This is a genomic window from Duganella sp. CF402 (assembly GCF_900109645.1).
Lineage (GTDB): Bacteria > Pseudomonadota > Gammaproteobacteria > Burkholderiales > Burkholderiaceae_D > Rugamonas.
In genome coordinates, this window is the sequence record NZ_FOBG01000001.1 from 2,152,262 (window position 1) to 2,175,835 (window position 23,574).

Annotated in this window: 20 protein-coding genes and 1 tRNA gene; 7 read left to right on the top strand and 14 right to left on the bottom strand. The window is 63.1% G+C overall.

Features of this window, described 5'->3' with window-relative positions; all coding sequences use genetic code 11:
• From BMZ70_RS09640 to apbC, 8 genes are all read right to left on the bottom strand, one after another.
• Nucleotides 1–76 (bottom strand) — tRNA-Ala (locus tag BMZ70_RS09640).
• Nucleotides 77–161: 85 nt separating this feature from the next.
• Nucleotides 162–1,571 carry a glutamate--tRNA ligase gene (gltX, locus tag BMZ70_RS09645; protein WP_092272934.1) on the bottom strand — a complete coding sequence of 470 codons (1,410 nt, stop codon included), beginning with the start codon at nucleotides 1,569–1,571 and terminating at the stop codon, nucleotides 162–164.
• Between the two features lie 83 nt (nucleotides 1,572–1,654).
• Nucleotides 1,655–2,770 (bottom strand): alanine racemase, encoded by a 1,116-nt coding sequence (locus BMZ70_RS09650; RefSeq protein WP_092272937.1) that lies wholly within the window; start codon nucleotides 2,768–2,770, stop codon nucleotides 1,655–1,657.
• 123 nt (nucleotides 2,771–2,893) lie between these two features.
• Nucleotides 2,894–5,914 carry a glycosyl hydrolase family 28-related protein gene (locus BMZ70_RS09655; RefSeq protein ID WP_229205356.1) on the bottom strand — a complete coding sequence of 1,007 codons (3,021 nt, stop codon included), beginning with the start codon at nucleotides 5,912–5,914 and terminating at the stop codon, nucleotides 2,894–2,896.
• 18 nt (nucleotides 5,915–5,932) lie between these two features.
• Nucleotides 5,933–7,240, bottom strand: coding sequence for a GntT/GntP/DsdX family permease (locus BMZ70_RS09660; RefSeq protein ID WP_092272940.1), 1,308 nt, complete (start codon nucleotides 7,238–7,240; stop codon nucleotides 5,933–5,935).
• Nucleotides 7,241–7,253: 13 nt separating this feature from the next.
• Nucleotides 7,254–10,154 carry a TonB-dependent receptor domain-containing protein gene (locus BMZ70_RS09665; RefSeq protein ID WP_092277709.1) on the bottom strand — a complete coding sequence of 967 codons (2,901 nt, stop codon included), beginning with the start codon at nucleotides 10,152–10,154 and terminating at the stop codon, nucleotides 7,254–7,256.
• A 349-nt stretch (nucleotides 10,155–10,503) separates the two neighbouring features.
• Nucleotides 10,504–10,893 carry a DUF4399 domain-containing protein gene (locus BMZ70_RS09670; RefSeq protein ID WP_092272942.1) on the bottom strand — a complete coding sequence of 130 codons (390 nt, stop codon included), beginning with the start codon at nucleotides 10,891–10,893 and terminating at the stop codon, nucleotides 10,504–10,506.
• A gap of 14 nt (nucleotides 10,894–10,907) precedes the next feature.
• Nucleotides 10,908–11,996: an iron-sulfur cluster carrier protein ApbC gene (gene apbC / locus BMZ70_RS09675; RefSeq protein WP_092272945.1), complete on the bottom strand. Its 1,089-nt coding sequence runs from the start codon at nucleotides 11,994–11,996 to the stop codon at nucleotides 10,908–10,910.
• Nucleotides 11,997–12,095: 99 nt separating this feature from the next.
• On the opposite strand from apbC, the gene metG reads away from it, so the two are divergent.
• The 3 genes from metG (at nucleotide 12,096) to BMZ70_RS09690 (ending at nucleotide 15,166) form a co-directional block, all read left to right on the top strand.
• Entirely contained in the window at nucleotides 12,096–14,261 is a 2,166-nt protein-coding gene (metG, locus tag BMZ70_RS09680) for a methionine--tRNA ligase (RefSeq protein WP_092272948.1), read from the top strand.
• A gap of 11 nt (nucleotides 14,262–14,272) precedes the next feature.
• The gene (locus BMZ70_RS09685; RefSeq protein ID WP_092272951.1) at nucleotides 14,273–14,752 is read left to right on the top strand and encodes a GNAT family N-acetyltransferase; all 480 of its coding nucleotides are present in this window, start codon (nucleotides 14,273–14,275) and stop codon (nucleotides 14,750–14,752) included.
• Nucleotides 14,753–14,827: 75 nt separating this feature from the next.
• Nucleotides 14,828–15,166: a hypothetical protein gene (locus tag BMZ70_RS09690; protein WP_130300815.1), complete on the top strand. Its 339-nt coding sequence runs from the start codon at nucleotides 14,828–14,830 to the stop codon at nucleotides 15,164–15,166.
• On the opposite strand, the gene BMZ70_RS09695 is transcribed toward BMZ70_RS09690, so the two are convergent.
• Both BMZ70_RS09695 and BMZ70_RS09700 read right to left on the bottom strand, forming a co-directional pair.
• A complete protein-coding gene (locus tag BMZ70_RS09695; protein ID WP_092272957.1) occupies nucleotides 15,150–16,847 on the bottom strand; it encodes an FAD-binding oxidoreductase in 1,698 nt (565 codons plus the stop codon). The two genes, BMZ70_RS09690 and BMZ70_RS09695, sit on opposite strands and share 17 nt — an antisense overlap.
• A gap of 3 nt (nucleotides 16,848–16,850) precedes the next feature.
• Complete coding sequence (locus BMZ70_RS09700; RefSeq protein ID WP_092272960.1) at nucleotides 16,851–17,474, bottom strand: glutathione S-transferase family protein; 624 nt, start codon at nucleotides 17,472–17,474, stop codon at nucleotides 16,851–16,853.
• Between the two features lie 104 nt (nucleotides 17,475–17,578).
• On the opposite strand from BMZ70_RS09700, the gene BMZ70_RS09705 reads away from it, so the two are divergent.
• On the top strand, nucleotides 17,579–18,484 hold the full coding sequence (locus BMZ70_RS09705; RefSeq protein WP_092277711.1) for a LysR family transcriptional regulator: 906 nt from the start codon (nucleotides 17,579–17,581) through the stop codon (nucleotides 18,482–18,484).
• On the opposite strand, the gene BMZ70_RS09710 is transcribed toward BMZ70_RS09705, so the two are convergent.
• Nucleotides 18,481–19,383, bottom strand: a complete 903-nt coding sequence (locus BMZ70_RS09710) for a DMT family transporter (RefSeq protein ID WP_092272963.1) — start codon at nucleotides 19,381–19,383, stop codon at nucleotides 18,481–18,483. The two genes, BMZ70_RS09705 and BMZ70_RS09710, sit on opposite strands and share 4 nt — an antisense overlap.
• A 117-nt stretch (nucleotides 19,384–19,500) precedes the next feature.
• On the opposite strand from BMZ70_RS09710, the gene BMZ70_RS09715 reads away from it, so the two are divergent.
• The 3 genes from BMZ70_RS09715 to panC are packed head-to-tail and all read left to right on the top strand — an operon-like array spanning nucleotide 19,501 to nucleotide 21,483.
• Nucleotides 19,501–19,710, top strand: coding sequence for a DUF3460 family protein (locus BMZ70_RS09715; RefSeq protein WP_092272966.1), 210 nt, complete (start codon nucleotides 19,501–19,503; stop codon nucleotides 19,708–19,710).
• Between the two features lie 23 nt (nucleotides 19,711–19,733).
• The gene (locus tag BMZ70_RS09720) at nucleotides 19,734–20,618 is read left to right on the top strand and encodes a segregation and condensation protein A (protein WP_092272969.1); all 885 of its coding nucleotides are present in this window, start codon (nucleotides 19,734–19,736) and stop codon (nucleotides 20,616–20,618) included.
• 25 nt (nucleotides 20,619–20,643) lie between these two features.
• Nucleotides 20,644–21,483, top strand: a complete 840-nt coding sequence (gene panC / locus BMZ70_RS09725; RefSeq protein WP_092272972.1) for a pantoate--beta-alanine ligase — start codon at nucleotides 20,644–20,646, stop codon at nucleotides 21,481–21,483.
• Here the strand turns inward: panC and BMZ70_RS09730 are convergent.
• From BMZ70_RS09730 to cheY, 3 genes are all read right to left on the bottom strand, one after another.
• Entirely contained in the window at nucleotides 21,480–21,881 is a 402-nt protein-coding gene (locus BMZ70_RS09730; RefSeq protein WP_092272976.1) for a hypothetical protein, read from the bottom strand. The genes panC and BMZ70_RS09730 overlap by 4 nt on opposite strands.
• Before the next feature lie 66 nt (nucleotides 21,882–21,947).
• A complete protein-coding gene (locus BMZ70_RS09735) occupies nucleotides 21,948–23,156 on the bottom strand; it encodes an EAL and HDOD domain-containing protein (RefSeq protein ID WP_092272979.1) in 1,209 nt (402 codons plus the stop codon).
• A 22-nt stretch (nucleotides 23,157–23,178) separates the two neighbouring features.
• On the bottom strand, nucleotides 23,179–23,568 hold the full coding sequence (gene cheY / locus BMZ70_RS09740; RefSeq protein ID WP_028104141.1) for a chemotaxis response regulator CheY: 390 nt from the start codon (nucleotides 23,566–23,568) through the stop codon (nucleotides 23,179–23,181).
• Between the last annotated feature and the right edge of the window lie 6 nt (nucleotides 23,569–23,574).

The following is a 23,574-nucleotide window of genomic DNA, read 5'->3' on the forward strand; positions in this document are numbered from 1 at the left end:
TGGTGGAGGTAAGCGGGATCGAACCGCTGACCTCTTGCATGCCATGCAAGCGCTCTCCCAGCTGAGCTATACCCCCGTTTGCTCGAGAGACAAGAGTATAGCAGAGGCTCCGTATTATGCAAATACCCTTTTGCAACTTTGCCCCTGCTTCAATGAAAAACTTAGAGGAACTTTGCCATGCGCGCCACAACGGTGTCGCGGCCGAAGATTTCCAGCACGGCGTCAATCGCAGGCGTTTGCAGCTGGCCAGTAATAAACAGACGCAGTGGCATGGCGATTTGCGGCATCTTCAGGCCGTGCGCAGCCAGCACTTCTTTGATCATGGCGGCCAACGCGGCCTTGTTCCACTCCACGGTCTTGCAACGCTCGGCGAAATCGGCCAGCGCCGGTTTGACGGCGTCGGTGACGTGTTGGGTCAGCAGCGCGGCATCCGGCTGCGGTTCGCGGTAGAACAGCATGGCGGCATCGGCAAGTTCGTTGACGGTGTTGGTACGCTCTTTCAGCAGACCCAGCACCACCGGCAGCGCCGGGGCACCGGCGAACACGGCGCCGCTGGCTTCCATGCGCGCCTTGGCCAGGCCGGCCAGACGTTCGTTGTCAGCCTGCTTGATATAGTGGTTGTTCAGCCAGTTCAGTTTTTCGATGTTGAACTGCGCGGCCGAGTTCGACAGGTGCGAGCCGTCGAACCACGCGCACACCTGCTCCATCGAGAACACTTCGTCGTCGCCGTGGCTCCAGCCCAGGCGCGCCAGGTAGTTCAGGATGGCTTCCGGCAGATAGCCTTCGGCCGGGTATTGCATGACGTTGACCGCATCCTTGCGCTTGGACATCTTGGCGCCGTCCGAGCCGAGGATCATCGGCAGGTGGCCGTACTCCGGCAGCGGCGCGCCGATGGCGCGCAGGATGTTGATCTGGCGCGGGGTGTTGTTCACGTGGTCGTCGCCGCGCAGGACGTGGCTGATTTCCATGTCCAGGTCGTCGATGGCGACGCAGAAGTTATAGGTCGGCGTGCCGTCCGGGCGCGCGATCACCAGGTCGTCCAGCTCTTTATTGCCGATGGTAATGGTGCCTTTGACGAAATCGTTCCAGGTCACTTCGCCGTCCAGCGGGTTCTTGAAGCGGACTACCGGCTTGCGGCCTTCCGGAATCGCCGGCAGGGTCTTGCCCGGCTCAGGACGCCAGGTGCCGTCGTAGCGCGGCTTTTCGCCGGCGGCGGTGGCGCGGTCGCGCATGGCCTGTACTTCTTCCGGCGACGAGTAGCAGTGGTAGGCGGTGCCGGCTTCCAGCATCTGGGCCACCACCTCGCGGTAGCGGTCCATGCGCTTCATCTGGTAGAACGGGCCTTCGTCGTGGCTCAGGCCCAGCCATGCCATGCCTTCGATAATCGCTTGCACGGCTTCCGGGGTCGAGCGTTCCAGGTCGGTGTCTTCAATGCGCAGCACGAAGGTGCCGCCGAAGTGACGGGCGAAGGCCCACGAATACAGCGCCGTGCGGGCGCCGCCGAGGTGGAGGTAGCCGGTCGGGCTTGGAGCAAAACGGGTGCGGACTGGCTTGGCTGGTACGTTAGTCATCGGAGTGAAAGCTGAGATGTAAAAGCAGCTATTTTACCGCGTCGGCGAGGGCATGGCTCAATGCCGATGCCGTGTTGCCCGTATTACCAGCCGTTAAAGCGCGGCCAGACCGGCCATTCGCCGCCGTTTTGCGGGATCACGTGGTACCGGCCGTGCTGCGCGGCGGTGGCGCAAGCATGGTTGGGCAGGATGCGCAGGCTGCTGCCGACCGGGAAGCGCTCGGTGATATCCACGCTGGCATCGCCCATCCATTGCAGCACGCCGTGCTCCTGGTTGGCCTTGCCGAAGCTGAGGCCGGCGATGGCGCGCCCCTCGCCGTCGCAGACTTCGCCGTAGCCGTGGCTGTCATGGCCGAGGTCGCGGCTCATGGCCATCCAGCCTCCATCGGTGATGACCCAGCCTTGCTCGGCTTGGTGCCCAATCACCGTGCACAGCACGCTGATCGCAATGTCATCGGTGGTGCAGACGCCCACATCGGCCATCACCATATCGAAGAACACGTAGACACCGGCGCGCACCTCGGTCACGCCCTCCAGATGTTGCGCGCTCAGCGCGGTCGGCGTGGAGCCGACACTGACCACCGGGCACGCATGGCCGCCGTTGCGCAGCAGCGTGGCGGCGGCGACGCAGCGCGAGCGCTCCTGCTCGGCCATCGCAGCCAGTGCTGCCGGCGTGGTGCAATCATAGGAGGCGCCGGCATGCGTCATCACGCCCTTCAGGCGCGCCCCGCCTTGCAGCGCGGCGGCGATTCGCAGCAGCACCGGATCATCAGGCTTGACGCCGGAGCGATGGCCATCGGTATCGATCTCGATCATCACGTCGTAGCAGACGCCGTGCTCGGCGCCATGCCGGGCCACCTGCCCGGCCATCGCCACCGATTCCAGCAGCAGCGTGAGACGGCAGCCCTCGCGCAGCAGACGCAGCGCGTGATCCAGCTTGTTGGGCACGATGCCGACCGCGTACAGAATGTCGTCAATGCCGGCGCGAAAAAATTCCTCGGCTTCTTTCAGCGTCGAGACCGTGATGCCGCGCGCGCCTGCGGCCAGTTGGCGCTGTACCACGTTCAGGCACTTGCTGGTCTTCACATGCGGCCGGAACGCCACGCCCAGCTGATCCATGCGCGCCTGCATGCGCTCCACATTGCGCTGCATGCGCGCCTCGTCCAGCAACAGCGCCGGCGTTTCCAGAATTCCCAGCATATGCACTCCTTATATGACAAGCCGGATTGTAGAACAGGTCGCGCACAAATAAAAAAACCGCTGCACCTTGCGACGCAGCGGCGAAACGCCCCCACGAGGACGGGGCGGGAGGCCTTCAACTACTCAAATACGCGTGGAATACAGCGCGTGATGGGTCAGGATAAACAGCGTGCGGCGATCCGGGCCGCCAAAGATCAGTTGCAACGGGCGCGCCGGCACGTTGATCCGGCCAGTCTGCTTGCCGTCGGCGCCATAGATGAAGACCTGGCCGTTGGCCACGTACACCTTGCCGTCCGGCCCGACCGCCGCGCTTTCGCCGCCGCGATCAGCCACTTGCTTCAGATCAGTGATGGCGCCACCCTCGCCCACCAGCCCGCTGTAGGTGATGTTGCGCGAGCTGTTGGCGAACACCACGCGCTGGCCACGCTTCGCGTAGACGAAGCCGTGAGTGTCGAGCGTGTCGGACCAGCGGTAGCCGAGGTGATCCAGCGAGCCGTGGCGTGTAACGCGGAACGCCGGCAGCACCAGGCTGCCATCCGGCGACACGTATTCGCGTGCCTTCGGCGTAGCGGCCTGGCTAGCGAAGATTTCGTCCAGCGTGGTGAACTCGTAGGTGTCGAGGTTCAGTTGGTCTTTGAATTCGCCGTTGGCCCAGTAGTTGACCGGCAGCGCCAGCCGGGCATTGGCGCGCGCTCCCGCCGGCGTCGGTGCGATCAGCGACACCTGCGCACCCGGCACGCCCGGCTTGAGCGCATACACCGTGCCCTCCTTGCCGCTGGACGACAGCACCATCAGGTTATCGCTGTCGTCGACCGCCAGATTGACCGGGTCGAGCGGATAGTCGCTGATCGTTTTCAGCCCTTCGCCCTGCAGATAGCTGAAGATGCGCTGGAAGTGGCGATCGATAAAGTAGAGCCGCCCTTTCGAATCGACGGCGGCGCCGGCGATCGAATAGAAGCCGTCTTCCAGCTTGTCCACCGCCGACGGGGCCGGTGCTGCGCCCGGCTTGCCGGTGTAGTCAAGCACCGAAAACATGCGCTCGCGCCCTTCCACGCGGTTGGTCACGTCGGTAATCGCGTTCTCGTATGGATACTTGGAGGCGCGCACGTCGGCCACGCAGCCGTTTTCGTCGCAGGTAGGGAAGCCGCTCTCGCCGTTGACCGCCACGTTGCGGAAGCGGATAGCGCTGGAATTGCTGATCCGTACCGCCGTCGGCGCCGGTTTCATCGAGCGCGTCACGCGGTAGGCGTGGTAGTTGGCCAGCAGAATGTTCTTCGAGTTGCGGATATCGAGCGACACCGAATCCGCACCGTCGCGCACCTCCTCCTCGCTCTGCGGCGCGTAGAACGACCAGTTCTCGACGCCGTCCAGCACGATCTCGTTGCGGATGTGGTGCTCGGCCGACAGCTCATAGACGCGGCTCGGCGTCTTGGTATTGGTCACGTAGAAGCCAGCCTGCGCGTGGCCGGCCGGCGTCCACACGCCGGTGAAGGTGCCGCCACCGCCATCGGTCACCCAGACGCTTGGATACTGGCGATCCCACCATGCCGACGTATCGAAGCGCTCGTTCTTCTTGTACGGATCGGTCGAAGAACCATAACCCCACTGGATGCGGATATCGTCCACCAGCGACTGCTCGCCTGCCCGCCACAGCAACGCCACCGCGCGTGGGTTGACCTCGCCGGTAGCCAGGCCAATGCCGGTCACCAGTGCATCGCCGCCGCGCGCGCTCTCCAGCAGGGCCTTGGGCGTGCCCGTGCCCTGATACAACGGCGAGCCGTTCGGCAGCACGAGCCGGGTCTGGCCGGGATGCAGGCCGATCAGCACGGTATCCGGCTTCAGGTGGATGGTATCGTTGACGACATAAAAGCCCAGCGGCAGATAGACCACACGGCGGCTGTCGATCGCCTTCTGGATAGCGGCGGTGTCGTCGCTCACGCCATCACCCTTGGCGCCAAAGCTGCGCACGCTGGCCCATTCGCCGGTCGGCGGCAGCGCGCGCATGACGCGGGCGACATCGGCCTTGGCCGGCTGCGCGGCGATGCGGTAATTGGTGTCGAACTGGCCCGGCTCGCTCAGGCCCGACAATTTCAGGCCGTGGTTGAATTCCGCCACCTGATAATTGCGGCCCTGCCCTGCCAGTTGCTTGCCGCTGTCGCGAAAGCGCGCAAACACCGGCACGTTGCGCGCGCTGATGCGCTCGAAGCCGACTTGCGTGTAGGCGTTGTTTTCATTGCTGATGATGACGCCGGCCCTGGACACATTCTCCATCCGCACATCATGCCCCCACAGCCAGTCGCCATAGCCACGGTTGATCTCGATGCCGACCGGCGTGTTGCGGATCTCGGTATTGGCCAGCGTGAGGCCGGCCTCGTGCTCGCGGATGGCGGCGTCACGCTGGCCGTCGAACAGCGAATCGACCAGCGTGAACTGCCAGGCCGGCGAGGTCTTCTCGGCCAGAATACCGTAGCGGCCGCCGAAGAAGCGCAGGTTGTAGGCGATATTCCCGACCTGATAAACGCCGGCCAGGCCCGAGCCCATGCGAAAGTCGATGTGCGACAGGTTGGAGTGCTGGGCGGTATGCATGCGCACGCCACTGGCGCCCGGGTTGCCTTCGCCGACTTCAAAGTCGACATTCGACAGCGCCGAGTAGAAGGTCGACGAGTTGGCGTCGCGCACGGCCTTGCCCGGCTCGGTGCTGAACGGAACAGCACTCGGCACCGGCATCGCCACCTTGCCGATGTTGTAGGTATCGGTGCCGGTGAAGATCAGCATATTGCCGACGCCTTTCTGGAAGCCGGGCGTATTCGGCCCCAACAGCAGCACCGGCCGCGTCTTGCCGACGCCGTACACGCGCACGGCGATCGGCACCAGAATGCTGCGGCTGATGCGATAGCGGCCGGACGGCAGGAACACAACGCCACCCGCGCCCTGATGGGCGGCGCTGTCGATGGCTTGCTGGATGGCGTCGCTATCGTCGGTAACGCCGTCGCCCTTGGCGCGCACGGTGATGGCGCGCGGATCGTCCGGCACGGACTGGTAGGCAGAAACGGACGCTGGCGCGGCACTCGCCGCTTGCGCCGCACCGCCGTGTGCTGCCAGCGCTGCAAGCAGCACCGGCAGTTGGATTAATCGGTGTTTCAACTATGTCTCCTTGTTTTTTCAGACGAACAGTGACAGCAGCAAGACGAACAAAATGCCGACGCTGCCGACCAGTGTTTCCATCATCGTCCATGAGCGGAAGGTGTCGCGCAGCGACAGGCCGAAGTATTCCTTGAACATCCAGAACGCCGAATCGTTGACGTGGCTGAACATCAGGCTGCCTGCTCCCACTGCCAGCACCATCAGGTTGGGATCGACGCCCGTGGTTTGCGCCAACGGCCCGACCACGCCGGCCGCCGTTACACCGGCCACCGTGGCAGAACCGAGGCAAACGCGGATCAAGGTCGCCACGGCCCAGCCCAGCAGCAAAGGCGGCACCGGCAGGCTAGCCAACTGCGCACCAAGCTGGGCGCTGACGCCGGACTCGGTCAGCACCTGTTTCAGGCCGCCAGCGCCAGCAATGATCAGCAGGATGGGCGCGATTTCGCGCAGCGCTTCCTGCGCTGAACCCATCACCTTGGGCAGCGACAGGCCACGGCCAATGCCCAGCGTGAAGATGGCCACCAGATACGAAGCCAGCATCACCACCGTCGGATTGGAAAAGAACGCCAGCGGCTGCGCCAGTTCCGGCCGCAGCAAGGTCACCAGGGTCAGCGCGCCCAGCAAAGCCACCGGCAGCAGCGCGGTGAAGAAGCTGGCAAACGCGCCCGGCAACTCGTGATCCGGCTTGGGATCGCCACGGAAAATCGCGGCCGGTTCGGCACGGATATTCTTGAGCGTCATGGCAAACACCGGGCCGGCGATGATCAGCGTCGGGATCGCCACCAGCATGCCGTACAACAGCGTCTTGCCCATGTCCGCATGCACCGCCGCCACCAGCGCGGTGGGCGACGGATGCGGCGGCAGGAAGCCGTGCGCGATCGACAGGCCGGCCAGCAAAGGCATGCCCAGCGCTACCGCTGGCCGGCCCGACTGGTACACCAGCGAAAAGATCAGCGGAATCATCAGCACGAAGCCGACGTTGTAGTACAGTGGCAGGCCCACCACGAAACCGGTGACGGTCATGGCCACCGGCATGCGGTTCGGCCCCATCGCATCGATCAGGCTGATGGCAATGCGGCGGGCCGCGCCGCTGTCGGCGATCAGCTTGCCAAACACGGCGCCGACGCAAATCACCACCACCAGCGAACCGAGCAAATCACCGATGCCCTTCTCGATCGCGCCGGGAATTTTTGCCAGCGGCATGCCCAGCGCCAGGGCGGCGACCAGCGCGGCCACCACGAACGCCAGCAGCGGCTGTACCTTGCCCCAGGCGATCATGATGGTCAGCAGGACGACCGCCAGCAGTACGGAAAGTAAACTCCACACGGCTGGCTTCCCCTTAGAAGTTCATGCGGGCGCCGATGCGGTAGGTACGGCCTACCGAATCATAGACAGCAGGATTCAGGGCCAGGCTCAGGTTGGTTTGCGGGACCAGTACCGGCGCGCGGTCGGCCAGGTTGTCGACCTTGAAGTACAGCGAGACCTGTTTCGAGTAGTTATACGTGCCGCCGAGGTCGAAGTAGACCGCGCCTGGCATGTGGTTATCGTAAATGGTCGGGTGTGCTGCGGTCGGCAGCGGGCAGTTGGTCTGGCACTCGATGTATTCATTGTTGAATTTACCGGCGCCAATCCAGCGCTCGCTCAGGGTCAGGCCCAGCTTGCCGCCGGCCAGGCCGTCCCAGGTCTGCGACACCAGCGCTTTCCACTTCGGCGTGGCGCCGGTCATGGCGCCTGCGCCTTCGATCGGCGTAGTGCCCGGCACGCCCGGATCGGAGATCGAGTGGATCATGCGCGAGGCCAGGCCGCGCAAGGTCACGCTGCCAGGCAGGCCGAAGTCGGCCATGTTCTTGCGGTACGCCATCTCGAAATCCACACCGCGCGTATGCAGCGACGCGAAGTTAAAGCTCTGCGCCAGCACGTAGTTGGTGCCTGCAGGCCCGTTGATCGACACCGCCGAGCACACTTGCTGGTTGCCGCCGTAGCACAGGTCGACTTCCTGCTGCGGGTTCAGCGAGCTGATCACGTTCTTCACCTTAATGTCGTAGTAATCGACCGAGAAGTTGAAGTTACGTGCCCACGACGGCTGGCTCAGTACCAGGCCGAAAGAGTTGTTACGCGCCTCTTCCGGCTTCAGCGCCGGGTTGCCGACGTTGCGCTGCTGGATCTGGATCGACTGGCCCTGATTGTTGTTGACGGCCTGGTTAGTGACCGTCATGGCGGCGAACAGTTCGGACAAGTTCGGTGCGCGCACGTCCTTCGAACTGACCGCACGCAGGCGCAGGCCGTCGACCGGGGTCTGCCAGGTCGCGCCCAGCTTCCAGGCGCGGGCCTTGCCGGCGGTGCTGTACTTCTCTTCGCGGTCGGCGATGTTCAGGTTGGCTTCGCCGAAAGTGGCCGACTTCAGGAATGGAATGTTGAGCTCAACATACGCTTCCTTGACGTTGAACGCGCCCTGGCCGTTGTGGTAGTTGCCCGCGAACCAGCTGTCGCCGGTGGTGGACAGGGTCGGATCGGCCGGATAGTCGGCGCTGTACGGCGAATCCACCGACAGGCCGGCGCCGTATGGATCGCCGAATACCTTGTACTCCTCGCGGCGCCATTCGGCACCAAACGCGATCGAAATCGGGCCCGCCCAACCTTGCGCCAATTCACCATTTATGTTAGCGCTAACAACGTTTTGCGTTGAATCAGTGTGTTGCATCGGCCCGCTGCTCGGCGCGATGTAGTTCCATCCGGCCATGTTGATTGGCACGTTGCCGAAGATATTGATCGGCTGGCAGCCGGCGGCGCGGGCGGAGGCGCTGCGGCAAACGATCTGGCCGGTGGCCGGATCCTTGATCGCATCGATCGCGAAGTTGTAGCGCGGATTGAGCGTGATGTCTTTCACGTGGATCACGGTGGTGTTCTCGCCGTGTTCTGCGTAGGCGTCATACGACCAGTCCTTGCCGAACATGCCGAACTTGCCGTTGGCGCCGATCACCAGACGGCGCTGGGTACGGGTCGGATGCACGTTGATGTTGGCAGGGAACTCGCCGTTGGAGGTACCGACCGACATCACGCCGGTTGGGTAGCCGGAAACGCAACCCGCTGCCACCGATGCCGGCAGATAAGCGTTGTCGCAACGGATAGACAGATTGCCCTGCTTGGCAGCGCCGGGATTCGGAGAGAAGGCGGACGTGACTTGCGCCCAGTTGCCGGTGACGTAGATTTCGTTGTCGGCATCGATGTCCCACGACACGCGGCTGTACGCCACCTTGCGCTTGAAGTTCATGGCCAGGTTGGTACCCGCGCCCACACTGCCCTCGCGGTCGCCGCCGATACAGAAGTTGCCGACGCAATCGGTGCCGTACTGGAATGGGTAAGGCGTGCCGCCGGGACCGAAGGCCGTGCCTTTCAGCGGGCCGTTGGTGATCAGGCCGTATTTGGCGTACTGGATATGCTGGGCGTTGACGATGCTGCGGTAGCGCGGCAAGCCAGCGGCCTGCATATCCTTGGTGGACTCCTGCAGAGCCGGATTGTTGTACCAGGTGCGGCCGTTCGGTCCGACCTGGCCAAAGCCCGGCGAATCGATGCCGTTCTGCTTGGTGAATTCACCGCTGAGGGTAACGTGCAGACGGTCATCGGCAAAGCCCTTGCCCCACGCGGCTTGCAGGGTTCCACTCTTGTCGTCGTGGTACTTGGTCATGCCGCCCGAGATGTTGGACTTGAAGCCGGTGAATTTCTTGTCGGTGATGAAGTTGACCACACCGCCGATCGCATCGGAGCCGTAGGAGGCCGAGGCGCCGCCGGTCACCACGTCCACGCGCTTGACCAGCAATTGCGGGAACTGGCTGACGTCGGTGACGCCGGTGACGTTGGCGCCGACTACGCGCTGGCCGTCCAGCAGGGTCAGCGTACGCAGCGTGCCGAGGCCGCGCAACGACAGCGATGACAAGCCCTGGATGCCGCTGGAAGTACTGAAGGTATTGGTGGTGCGGCCGGTGCTGCCCTGCAGCGCTGGCAGTTCGATCAGCGATTCGAAGATATTCGGCTTGGCAGCGCGATCGAGGTCGGCCGACGTCAGGGTGGTGGTCGGGGTCGGTTGGCTGAAGCCGCGCGCTGCAATGCGCGAGCCCGAAACCACCACGGTGTTGTCCGAGGCTGCGGCTTGCGGCGCGGCCGCTGGCGCCTCAGCTTCGGCTTGCTGCGCATAGGCGGGCAGCGCCAGCACGGCGCATGCGCTGGCGACAGCGAGGTTCATCAGGTTCTTCTGAAATGGTGTCTGCATCATAGTCTCCGTTGTTGTAGTCAATGACGCCGTCCTTCGGTAAGACGGTCATCTGCTGTTGCAAACTGCTTTCTATACGGTGTTCGCCTCCAATTGTCGTGATAGCGCTACCAATACCATTTGATGAATCCGCGTGTTAGCGCAATGTTACAGGCATCATGAAATGTTTGCGGTAACATCATATGCCAATAGTGGAAAATTAACATATGCGAACAGAGGATCCAATAACTTCTCCCGATTGTTACAACTGAGTGTTGCAACTAAGAGACTTACAGGAAGACTTACAGGAGGCAAGCCGTGACGCACGCCTCCAGCACCGGGCTTACTTGACGGTGATCTTGATTTCCTTGTTCATGGCAGGACCGTAGGCCTGGTGCAGGCCGTTGGCGAATTGCATGGTCAAGGTGTAGTTACCCGGCGGCAGAGTCAATTCGGTTTCGGTCTGGCCTTTGCCAAAGTGGATGTGTTTTTCATCGGCCGGGATCACTTCGCCAGCCTTGACCGGCGCGGCGTTGACCAGCAAATGATGGTGACCGGTATTGGCCGTCATGTCGCCGGCCGGCTTGACGTCCATGCCACTGACAGCAAACTTGACCTTGAACGGGCTGCTCACGGTCGCGCCATTGGCCGGCTCGACGAAGGAGACCGATTGCTGGGCGAACGCCGCAGCGCTCAGGGTCATCAGGGTTGCAGCCAATACCGATTTCATCATGGTGATTCTCCTGTTTAGTCGTTTTTGACGACGATGGTAGGGAACTTGCTGGTCATGTCCTTGGCCTTTTCAGCCACTTGTACTGCCACTTTGCGGGCGATTTGCTTGTAGATCGCCGCTTCTTTGCCATCCGGGTCGGCGACCACGGTCGGCTTGCCGGAATCGGCTTGCTGGCGGATGGCCATCGTCAGCGGCAGCGCGCCGAGGAAGTCCACGCCGAAGTCCTTGCACATTTTTTCACCGCCGCCGTGGCCGAAGATCTCTTCCGCATGGCCGCAGTTGGTGCAGATGTGCACGCTCATGTTTTCCACCACGCCCAGGATCGGGATGCCGACTTTCTCGAACATCTTCAGGCCCTTGCGTGCGTCCAGCAGCGCGATGTCCTGCGGCGTGGTCACAATCACCGCGCCGGTGACCGGCACTTTTTGCGACAGCGTCAGCTGGATGTCGCCGGTGCCTGGCGGCATGTCGACGATCAGGTAGTCGAGGTCGCGCCAGTTGGTTTGTTCGAGCAGCTGTTGCAGCGCTTGCGTGACCATCGGGCCGCGCCACACCATCGGCTCGTCCGGATCAATGAGGAAGCCGATCGACGACACTTGCACACCGTAATTCTCCAGCGGCTCCATCGACTTGCCGTCCTTGGTTTCCGGACGGCCGGACACGCCCAGCATCATCGGCTGCGACGGACCATAGATATCGGCGTCCAGCAGGCCGACCGAGGCGCCCTCGGAAGCCAGCGCCAGCGCCAGGTTGACGGCGGTGGTCGACTTGCCGACGCCACCCTTGCCCGAGGCCACGGCAATGATGTTTTTCACATTGACCATCGGCTTCAGGCCGCGCTGCACGGTGTGCGCGATGATCTTGCTGTACACGCTGACGCTGATATTGCCGATGCCCGGCAGGGCTTTCAGGCCGGCGATCACGCTGCTGCGGATGCCATCGATCTGGCTGTTGGCTGGATAGCCCAGTTCGATGTCCAGCGACACATCGCTGCCATCGACCTTCAAATTCTTCACGGACTTACCACTGACGTAGTCTTTCGTTGTATTTGGGTCAACGATTTTCGACAGGGCGGCCTTGACGTCTTCTACTGCGATGCTCATGTAACTCTCCGTTAATTAGGTGCTCATTCTAGCGCAACATGCGCAATCGCCGCATCCGCTGTTAAAATGCTCCTTTTCCACCCACAAAGTGCAACAACCATGACTCGCAAGCTGTTCGTCACCACTGCCCTGCCCTACGCAAACGCCGCTTTCCATATTGGCCACATGATGGAGTACATCCAGGCCGACATCTGGGTACGGTTCCAGCGAATGCAGCGCGATAACGGTGCCGCCCGCGAAGTCCACTTTGTGGGCGCCGATGACACCCACGGCACCCCGATCATGATCGCCGCCGAGAAGGAAGGCATCACGCCACAGGAATTCGTGGCCAAGATCGCCGCCGGCCGCGCCCAGTACCTGGACGGCTTCCACATCGCCTTCGATAACTGGTACTCGACCGATTCGCCGGAAAACGTCGAACTGTCGCAGGGCATCTACCGTAAACTGCGCGATGCCGGCCTGATTCAGACCAAGACCGTGGACCGTTTCTTCGACCCGGTCAAAGGCATGTTCCTGGCCGACCGCAACATCAAGGGCGAATGCCCGAAATGCGGCGCCAAGGACCAGTACGGCGACAACTGCGAAGTGTGCGGCGCGGCTTACCAGCCGACCGACCTGGTCAACCCGTTCTCGGTGTTCACCAACGCCACGCCGGTGCTCAAGCCGTCGGAGCAGTACTTCTTCAAGCTGTCGGACCAGCGCTGCTACGAATTCCTGCGCGACTGGCTGAACACCCCTGGCCGCCTCCAGCCCGAGATGGTCAACAAGGTCTCCGAATGGCTGGGCGAAGCCGGTGAAAAACTGGCCGACTGGGACATCTCGCGCGATGCGCCGTACTTCGGCATCCCGATTCCTGACGCACCGGGCAAATACTTCTACGTCTGGCTGGACGCGCCGGTCGGCTACCTGGCCTCGCTGAAAAACTACTTCGGCAAGAAAGGCCTGGACTACGACGCCTTCCTGAAAGATCCCGAAGCCGAGCAGATTCACTTCATCGGCAAGGACATCGTGTCGTTCCACCTGCTGTTCTGGCCAGCGATGCTGAAGTTCGCCGATCATCCGACCATCGAGCGCATGCGCGTGGCGGTGCACGGCCACCTGACCGTCAACAACGAGAAAATGTCCAAGTCGCGCGGCACGGGCATCTCGCCGCTGCGCTACCTGAACCTGGGCATGAATCCGGAATGGCTGCGCTACTACATCGCCTTCAAGCTGAACTCCAAGGTGGAAGACCTGGACTTCACCGGCGAAGACTTCGTTGCGCGTGTGAATTCCGACCTGATCGGCAAGTACGTCAACATCGCTTCGCGCTGCGCCGGCTTCATCGCCAAGAAGTTCGACGGCAAGCTGGCCACCAGCCTGTCCGACAACGCACAGTCGTGGATCAAGCGTGCACTGGTAACTGAAGACGGCGTGGAACGCCAGGCCAACATCGCCGCCAGCTTCGAATCGCGCGAATTCGGCAAGGCGCTGCGCGAGATCATGGAGATCGCCGACTTCGCCAACCAGTACGTGGACGAGAACAAGCCGTGGACGCTGGCCAAGGACGATACCAAGGTCGCCGAACTGCACGACGTCTGCACCACCGCGCTGATCCTGTTCCGCCAGCTGTCTATCCTGCTGTCGCCGGTGCTGCCGGGCGTGGCCGCCAACGTGGCCAAGTTCCTCAACGACGAGCAGTTCGACTGGGCGCAAACCGATGTCGCCAGTGGCGTCGCCGCCAACGCCCTGCTGGGCCGCACCATCGGCGCGTACTCGCACCTGATGACCCGCGTTGATCCGAAGATGATCGAAGAGCTGTTCGATGCGCCTGCTGCCGGTGCCGCTGCTGCTGCCGCACCTGCCGTGAAAGCCGAGAAGCCAGCCAAGGCCAAGGCCGCGCCAGCCGTGGCCGTGACCGACACCGGCATCGAAGTGATCGCACCAGAAATCTCGGTGGACGACTTCTTCAAGGTCGACCTGCGCATCGCCAAGATCGTCAACTGCGAACACGTGGAAGGCTCGGACAAGCTGCTGCGCCTGACGCTGGACGCCGGCGAAGGCCGTCTGCGCAACGTGTTCTCTGGCATCAAGTCGATGTACCAGCCGGAAGACCTGATCGGCAAGCTGACCGTGCTGGTCGCCAACCTGGCGCCGCGCAAGATGAAGTTTGGCGTATCGGAAGGCATGGTCATGGCGGCTTCGGCGGTCGATGAGAAAAAGAACCCAGGCATCTACATCCTGAATCCGTGGCCAGGCGCCGAGCCAGGCATGCGCATCAGCTAAGGACTGCCGGCATGAACCTTGTGGTGCGCGAAGCAACGAAGGAAGATGCCAGTCTGATCGCCGGTCTCACGCGCGCTGCGTGGGCCGGCAAGGTCAGCGTTACCTCCAGCGGCCACCGCGAAACCGCCGTCATCGTTGCAGAACATCTGCGCGATGGCGGCGGTTTTGTTTTGATGGTCGACGAACAAGCGGTCGGCTCGGTGCGCTGGCTGCCGCTGGACGCGGAACCGGACGTCTGGGAAATCTGCCGCATGGGCGTGCTGCCCGGCTACCGCGGCAGCAATCTGTCGCAGCATCTGCTGGAAGCGGTGATCCACCACGGGCTGGAGACCGGCGTGCAGGAAGTGCGCCTCGCCGTGCGCGCCGACCAGCCCAAGCTGATCGATTTCTATACCGCCTACGAGTTCGAGCTGGCCGAAGAACTCGAATACTCTCACGCCAATCCGCTCGAGCCCGCCCCGCTCGTCATGCGCAGATCTCTGCGGCACTGACATCCGCACAAGAGATCGTCCTACACGGGCGCATGTGCCCGCATGAAATAATGATTGCATTCTATGGAGGCAATCATGAATTCTACTTGGGCGATATTCATGCTGGCAGGCGCTCTTGGCACAACCGCCTTTGCCCAGCAAACCGAGACTGACCCATCGGTCAAGACCAGCCAGGACAAGGCTGCCAAAGCCAAGAAACCCGGCAAGCAGAATTGCGCCGGCATGCAGGGCGGCGTCGATGCCAGCGGCGGCGAGAATGTGGAGGCGCACGCCAAGGGCAACAAGGCGACCGCCGCCAACAGCGCTAACTGCGGCAAGCACAATGGCAAAGCCGCCACGCCGGAAGCGGCGCCCACCACGCCGCATCCGGAAATCAAGGACCCCGTCCTGCGCAAGCCTATGCCGCCTGCGTAACGGATGGCACGCTGCGCGGCAGGCTGGAAGGACCGAACGATTCCAGGCGGATGCGCTGGTCCGGCACGCCCAGTTCGCGCAGGTCCTGGTATATGTCCTGCATAAATCCGGATGGGCCGCACAGGTAGTAATCGTAGTCGCCCTGCGGCAGTTCACGCAGCAGGTTGATGTCGATGCGTTTTTTCTGCACATGCAGCGCCAGATTATTGTGGCCTGCCGCCAGTTCCTGCAAATGCACGGCAAACGGATGCGCCACTTCGCGCGCGCCGTGGATGAAGTAGATCGGATAGCGGTGGCGTGTGCGGCTGCCGTTCACCAGCACGCTGTTCAGCATGGCGATCATCGGTGTGATGCCGATGCCGGCCGACAGCATCACCACCGGACGTTGCGTACCTTCTTCAAACACGAAGTCGCCGGCGGGCCCCATCAACTCGATCTGCCCGCCGGGCGCGAGGTGGTCATGCAGCCATGACGACACCACGCCCGCGCGCTTGACGCTGATGCGGTAGCTGCGGCCATTGGCGGCATCGGAAATGGTGTAGCTGCGCTCCTGCAAGGCCACGCCACTCTCGGCCCATTCCGGCACGCGCAGCGACAGGTATTGCCCCGCCGCGTGCGCCGCTACGCCTTGGCCATCGGCCGGTTCGAGGTAGAACGAGCGCACGTCGCTGCTTTCCTGCTCCACTTTCACGACGTTAAACGGGCGCCAGCTGTTCGCCAAAACGGCGGCCGATTGCGCGCTATCTGCCTCGCCCCAGCTGCCGGTGCGGGCCACTTGCATGGCAGGCTTCGCATCGGTCCAGCGGAACGGCAGCACGGCGACGTTGCGCACCACTTCGCGCACACGGAAGCGCAGCAGGCGCTCGGCGCCGGCGAAGGCTGCCAGTTGCGGGCCGTCCCAGATGATCTCCGCATCCACCGCAATATGCAGCATGTCGCCGCGCTCGAAGTCGATGAACAGCAGGCCGGCACGCGGATACTCGTTCACGTTGCCCAGCGTGTTGAAGAAGAAGTTGCCGACGAATTCGGGCGACGTCAGCGTGCGCTCGTCGTCGATGCGCACGAAGCCCGGACGGCCGCCGCGATGCGACACGTCGACGCCACGGCCACGGCCCGCCTCCTCGTTCATGTTGGCGGTGGCGATGAAGAAGGTATCGGCGCGCGCGATCAGCTCGCGGTCCGCCGCCGTCAGCACCACGCCGCGCAGCACCTGCACTTTGTGGCCGTCATCCGGCGCTGCGCTGTGCTGGCGATGCTGGATGTACTGCGGGCAGTTGCCGAAGCTTTGCGTGACGGCGATGCGCAGGCCGCCCTCGTCGGCGGCGACGATCTGGCCGTTGACGCGGTTGCGACGGCGCGTGGTCGGCTCCAGCCCGAGGCCGCCCACGTGATCGCCAACGCGCAGTTGCCCTTCCAATGGATCCCCCGCCAGCATGCCGCCGTTGATGTGCAGCGTGCGTTCATCGGGCGAGCTGACGAAGCCCGGCTCGGCCGCCAGCATGGTCGCCCACGGCTGCCCCGCCGCGTCCAGCGCGCCGAGGAAGAAGAACGGCAGCTGGCCGTAGAACTGCCGATGCTGCTCCGGCATGTACTCGCGGATGAAGGCGGCGGCGCCGGCCATGTGGTCGCGCACGCCTACACGTTCCTGGATCGCCAGTTCGCCGGCATGGAAGGGCGTCATGATTTATTCCTCCTCGGGAGCGAGGCCGGCTTTGGTGGCAGGCATGGCTATAAAGCCTGGCAGCGCGCGCACATTGCCCAGCCAGGCGCGGATGTTCGGGTACGGTTTCAGCGACACGCCGCCTTCGGGTGCGTGGGCGATGTAGCTGAAGCCCGCGATATCGGCAATGCTGGCGTGCTCGCCGACCAGCCAGCGGCGGCCTTGCAGCTCACGCTCCATCACGTCGAACAGGCGCACCGCCATTGCTTGCGCGCGCTCATGATCGAGCGGCACACCGAACACCGTCACCAGCCGCGCCGCCGCCGGACCGAAGGCGATCTTGCCGGCCGCGACCGACAGCCAGCGCTGCACGTTGGCGGCGGCGACCGGATCGCGCGGCAGCCAGCGGCCGCTGTCGTCGTATTTGGAAGCCAGGTAGACCAGGATGGCGTTCGAATCAGCCAACGTGACGTCGCCATCTTGCAGCACCGGGATTTCGCCAAAGGCATTCATGCCCAGGAACGGCTCTTTTTTATGCTCGCCATTTTTCAGATCGACGGCGATGACCTCGTGCGGCAAGTTCAACAGGCTCAGGAACAAGTGCGCGCGGTGGGTGTGGCCGGAAAGCGGAATGCCGTACAGTTTCATGATGACTCCTTGGTTGGTAATGAAGCCAGTATAAGGAGGCAGGATCGTGCTGATAAGACGGACAAAACCAGAATCACAGTCCACTTAAAGTGTACAATTGGCAGATGATCGATCTCAGCGCCATCAACCTGAACCGCCTGACCACCTTCGTTGCCGTGGTGGAGGCCGGCTCGCTGACAGCCGCCGCCGAACGGCTGGGGCTGGCCAAATCGATGGTCAGCAAGCACATGCAGTTGCTGGAGCAGGAAATCGGCGTCGGCCTGCTGCTGCGCTCGACCCGCAAGCTGAGCCTGACCGAGGCTGGGCGCGATTTCTACGACGCCTCCCGCCAGTTGTTGCAAGCAGCCGAACAGGCTATCGAACAGGCGCGCACTGGCCGCCACAGCCCGCAAGGCACCTTGCGCGTGGCCTCGCCCATCGACTATGGCGTGCTGGTGGTGGCACCGCTGCTGTCGGCGCTGCGGGCACAACATCCGGCATTGAAGGTGGATCTGGTGTGCGCCGACCACCGCATCGACCTGATCGCGGAAGGCATCGATGTGGCCGTCCGCCTCGGCAAGCTGGGCGACTCGGGCCATCAGGCCAGCCGGGTCGGCACCATGCGGCGCTGGCTGGTGGCCAGCCCGGACTTTATCGCGCAGCACGGCATGCCCAACAGCCCGCAGGATCTGGCGCAGCTGCCGGCGATTACGCTGACGGTGGTGGCGCAGCCGAATTTCTTCACACTGGAAAATGCGGCCGGCGTAACGCACGAGGTACGCCTGCAAAACATCGTATTTTCCACCAACACGGCCTACGCCAGCCGCGCCGCCGCACTGGCCGGCGATGGTGTGCTGCGCGCCACCACCTTCTCGGTACAGGACGATGTGGCGGCCGGCCGCCTGGTGCGCGTGCTGCCCGAGTGGTCGCTGTCCGAGAGCGATATTCATGCGCTCTACCCTGCCACTTCGCACCTGCCGCAAAAAGTCCGCGTCTTCATCGACGCATTAAAAGCCGCTGCCGGCGATTAGCTGCGACGCGCGGACACCACGATGCCGCCAACGATCAGCGCAAACGCGGCAGCATGGTAGCCATGCGGCGTTTCGCCCAGGAAGGCGGACGACAGCACCGCCGTGAACAGCGGCGTCAGGTTGACGAAGAAGGCGCCGACCGACGGCCCCGCCTCGCGCACGCCCGCGCCCCAGCAGCCGAAGGCGATGATGGCCGGACAGGTCGAGACATACAGCAAGGCCGCCGCCAGCGTCCAGCTCCACTGCACCGGGATCGCGCCCAGCGCCTGCTCGCCCAGCGCGAAGCCGCCCGACCACACGGCGCCAAACGCCACCTGCGCCAGCAGGAAGCTGGCCCAGTCGGCGCGGATGGCGGCCGGCTCTTTGGCGCGCAGCAGCAGCCAGCTGTACAGCGACCACGCGATGGTCGCCAGGATCATGAACAGGTCGCCCGCCACCAGCCGCAGTTCCAGCACGTGGCGCCATTCGCCGCGCGCCAGCACCAGCAGCACGCCGGCGATCGACAATACCGCGCCGGCCACTTGCTTGCGGCTGACCGGCACGCCGAAGAACAGCCAGCCGGTCAGCATCATCCACACCGGCATGCCGGACGCCACCAAGGTAACGTTGATCGGCGTCGAGCTTTGCAGCGCCATGTATTGCAGCGCGTTGTACATGCCGATGCCGAGCAGGCCGAGGATGGCGTAGGTTTTCCAGTGCGCCCACAGCCCAGCCTCGCGCCGGAATACCGGCCCGGCCAGCGGCAGCAGGATGAAAAAGGCGATGCCCCAGCGCAGGAAATTCAGCAGCACCGGCGGCAGCATATCGTGCAGCAGGCGGCCGACGATGGCGTTGCCGGCCCACAGCAGCGGCGGCAGGGTCAGCAGGAAAACGGTTTTTGGCGATAGGCGAGCGGTCATCTTTATTATTCGTGCAACATTATCCACTAGAGCATACCCCATCGTGAGCGATAGAAATAGCGCGGGAGCGCCGGGGCGCGGTAAAATAGCCGTTGCTGATCCACCCACTTAGATAATATGAAACTTTCTAAACAACATTCGATGTACGAATCCGAGCACACCCTGTTCATCAAGGCGTTGAAGGAAAAGAACCCAGGCATTGAAGCCGGCCAGCAACAAGGCCGTGCGCTGCTGTGGGATCGTCCTCCGATCTCGCTGGATGAGCAGGAGCGTCAGCTGGCTTCGGCCGTCAAGCAACAAGCTTACGTCTACCAGAACAAGGTCTAAGCACCTCGCGCGGGGCGGCAAGCATGTTGCCAGACGATACGGCTGACTTGGAGCCGCCAGTACCGGAAGCCGATCTCGGCACGCCGGACGCCGGCCCCAACCCGCTCGCCGAGGCTGCCAACGACGAAGTCTCCGCCCTCGCCCGCCTGTACGGCGAGCCGCTGCTCAAGCTGCCCACCGACCTGTATATCCCGCCCGACGCGCTGGAAATCTTCCTCGATGCGTTCGAAGGTCCGCTGGACCTGCTGCTGTACCTGATCCGCAAGCAAAACTTCAACATCCTCGACATCCCGATGGCGCAGCTGACGCTGCAATACCTGAAGTACGTCGACCAGATCCGCCTGTCCAACCTCGAGCTGGCGGCGGAATACCTGTTGATGGCGGCCATGCTGATCGAGATCAAGTCGCGCATGCTGCTGCCGCAGCGCCAGGCCGATCTCGATATCGAGGCCGACGACCCGCGCGCCGAACTGGTGCGCCGCCTGCTGGAATACGAGCAGATCAAGCTGGCCGCCTACGACCTGAACACCATCCCGCAGGTGGACCGCGATTTCGTCCGCACCCAGATCTTCATCGAGCAAAGCCTGATTCCGACCTGGCCCGACGTGACCGCCGTCGATTTGCAGCAGGCGTGGCTGGATGTGATGAAGCGCGCCAAGCTGACCCAGCATCACAAAATCAGCCGCGAGGAATTGTCGGTGCGCGAGCACATGACCGGCATCCTGCGCCGCCTGCAATCGACTCGCTTCGTCGAGTTCGCCGACCTGTTCGACATCGCCGGCGGCGTGCCGGTGGTGGTGGTGAATTTTGTGGCGCTGCTGGAACTGGCCAAAGAAACCCTGATTGAAATCACCCAGGCCGAACCGTTCGCACCGATTTATGTGCGGCTGGCCTACTCGCCGGCGTGAGCCGGCCCAAGAACGAGCTAACAACATGAAAATCATCACCTCGATTGAAGAATTGCGCGACCAACTGAGCGGCCAGCTGCGCACCGCGTTTGTGCCAACGATGGGCAATCTGCACGAAGGCCACCTGTCGCTGATGCGCCTGGCGCGCAAGCACGGCGACCCGGTGGTGGCGTCGATCTTCGTCAACCGCCTGCAGTTCGGCCCGAACGAGGACTTCGACAAATACCCGCGCACTTTCCAGGCTGACGTCGAGAAGCTGGAAAAGGAAGGCGTGTACGTGCTGTTCGCGCCGACCGAAAAGGATCTGTATCCGGAGCCGCAGGAATACCGCGTGCAGCCGCCGGATGGCCTCGGCAATACGCTGGAAGGCGAGTTCCGTCCGGGCTTCTTCAACGGCGTGTGCACGGTGGTGACCAAGCTGTTCTCGTGCGTGCAGCCGCGCGTGGCGGTGTTCGGCAAGAAGGATTACCAACAGCTGATGATCGTGCGCAACATGACGCGCCAGTTCGCCATGCCGACCGAGATCATCGCGGCCGACACCTACCGCGCCGATGACGGCCTGGCACTGTCGTCGCGCAATATGTATTTGTCGGAAACGGAGCGCGCTGAAGCGCCAGCGCTGTACCAGACGCTGAACGCGGTGGCCGATGAAGTGCGCGCCGGCCATCTGGACGTGTTCCAGCTGGAGCACAAGGCAATGGACGACCTGGCCAAGCGCGGCTGGAAGCCGGACTACATCTCGATCCGCAAGCGCAACGACCTGCAACCGCCTAACGCCGGCGACCTGGCGCAAGGCGCGCCGCTGGTGGTGCTGGCCGCCGCCAAGCTCGGCTCGACCCGCCTGATCGACAACCTCGAGATCTAAGGCTTGCCACCCGCAGGCGCCGCCGGCAACACCGCCGCGCCCTGCGGCGATAGCTGGATGATGACCGATGGCGTGTAGATGGGCTGAACCGTCGCCGCCGCAGGCGACGGTGCGGGTGGCGGCGGCGGTTCCCGCAACGCCACATGCAGCACCACGCTGGCCAGCGCGACGTTCAGCGCGATGGTCGTCACAAACAGCCCGACGACCCATTTGATCACCTCGGCTGTGCCCTTCGCCACCGCACTATCGATCTTGGCGTCAGTAGCCTTGAAGCGTGCATCCATCGTCATGCGTAGCGCATCGAAACGCTCATTCATCGTTACGCGCAGGTCGTCAACGGCGGTGCGGACGTCGCCCACTTTGTTATCGATGTACTCTCTGTCGGAATTAGCGTTCATGATGAAGCCATCATGCGCCGCGCAAGCCTGAGCGTCAATCGCCGTGCGTACGGGGCTTGAGGCAGATCAAGCGGCGACGTTCTGGGCCCAGGACAGGGCTGAGAGGTGGGCTTTGTTGACGTCCAGCGGCGTCAGTTTCAGGGCGGCGGCCAGCGAGGCCACCAGGTTGGAATTCAGCTCGCAGGCTTCGGCCAGGGCCAAATAAGGCCCGTATTTGCCGCTGCGCGTCAGCAGCGCCGCCACCACGTCGTCGGACAGCTGGATGTTGTCCAGCACTTCCTTCATCGGGATGCCCAGCAGCCGGTCCAGCAGCGAGAACATGCCCGCCACGAACACATTCTCCGCCTCGCTCTTGCCCAGCGCCGCCTGCGCCAGCAGTTCGGCCAACCGGCCGCGCACCACCGCCGTTTCCAGCAGCACCGGCGAATAGCCCGAGGTACTGGCGGTAGCCAGCAGCAAGGTCAGCCAGCGGTACAGCGGCGTGTAGCCCAGCAAGGTCAGCGCCTGACGCAAGGACTGCACTTCCCTGCCCGCACCAAATCCGGCCGAGTTGATGAAGCGCAGCAGCTTGTAGGACAGCGTGGCGTCGCGCTTGAGCACCGACTCCAGCTGGGCGATGTCGGCGTTCTGCCGCACCATCTGCATCAGTTGCATGATGATGGTCTGGGCCGGATTCAGGCCCTTGGTATCGGTCGAAGGACGCGGGGTCAGGTGCAGCTTGCCGACGAAGGCATTCAGCCCCAGCGCCGCGCAGGCGTCGAAGTCGGCCCAGTTGGTGACCGGACGCGCCACCATGCCCACCGATGACTGCTTCAAGGCCGCGTAAGTGCGCGCCTGTGTGCCGACGTCGGCGCCCGAGAAGCGCATTTCCACGTAGGACGCCATCGTCGGCAAGCGGCTGCTGACGCGGGTCAGGTCGGCTTCGCGCAACAGCACGCCCACGCCGCCCGCGCGCAAGCCTTGCACGGCAGACATCGTATCGGGACTGGCGAGTTCCGCCGCCTTGATCGACAGCACGGTGTGCTGCGGCGGCAATTCGTGCAGCGCGTCGGTCGAGAGCATCGCCGGCACTGCTTCAAGGAAAAGGGTTTTGTCACGCAGCAGCCAGCCGCCATCCTCGTCGAGGACTTGGCTGGCTACAAAGCCTACCAGCGACTCCAGCGCATCAAGCGTAGAGTCGCCAGTCGAGGCTTGTTGCCACGAAAGCTCGTAGCCTACAACCCGTTGTTTCGGGTCGAGCAAGGGCTCACGGACGAGAAAGTTAGTTTCGTGCATGGCACCTTGTTACTTAACGATATCAAGCTCCGAGTTTTTCGAAGATCTTGTTCAGTTTTTCGTCCAGCGTAGCGGCGGTGAATGGCTTCACCACGTAGCCGTTGGCGCCGGCTTGCGCCGCCGCGATGATGTTTTCCTTCTTGGCTTCGGCAGTCACCATCAACACCGGCAGTTTGGCCAGGGCTGGATCGGCACGGATGTTTTGCAACATGGTCAGGCCGTCCATATTCGGCATGTTCCAGTCGGACACGACGAAGTCGAACTGCTCTGCACGCAGTTTAGCCAGCGCCATCACGCCGTCTTCTGCCTCGTCGACATTGGCATAACCCAGTTCTTTCAACAGATTCCGGACGATGCGGCGCATCGTCGAAAAATCGTCTACTACTAAAAATTTCATCTTTGGATCAGCCATGAATTG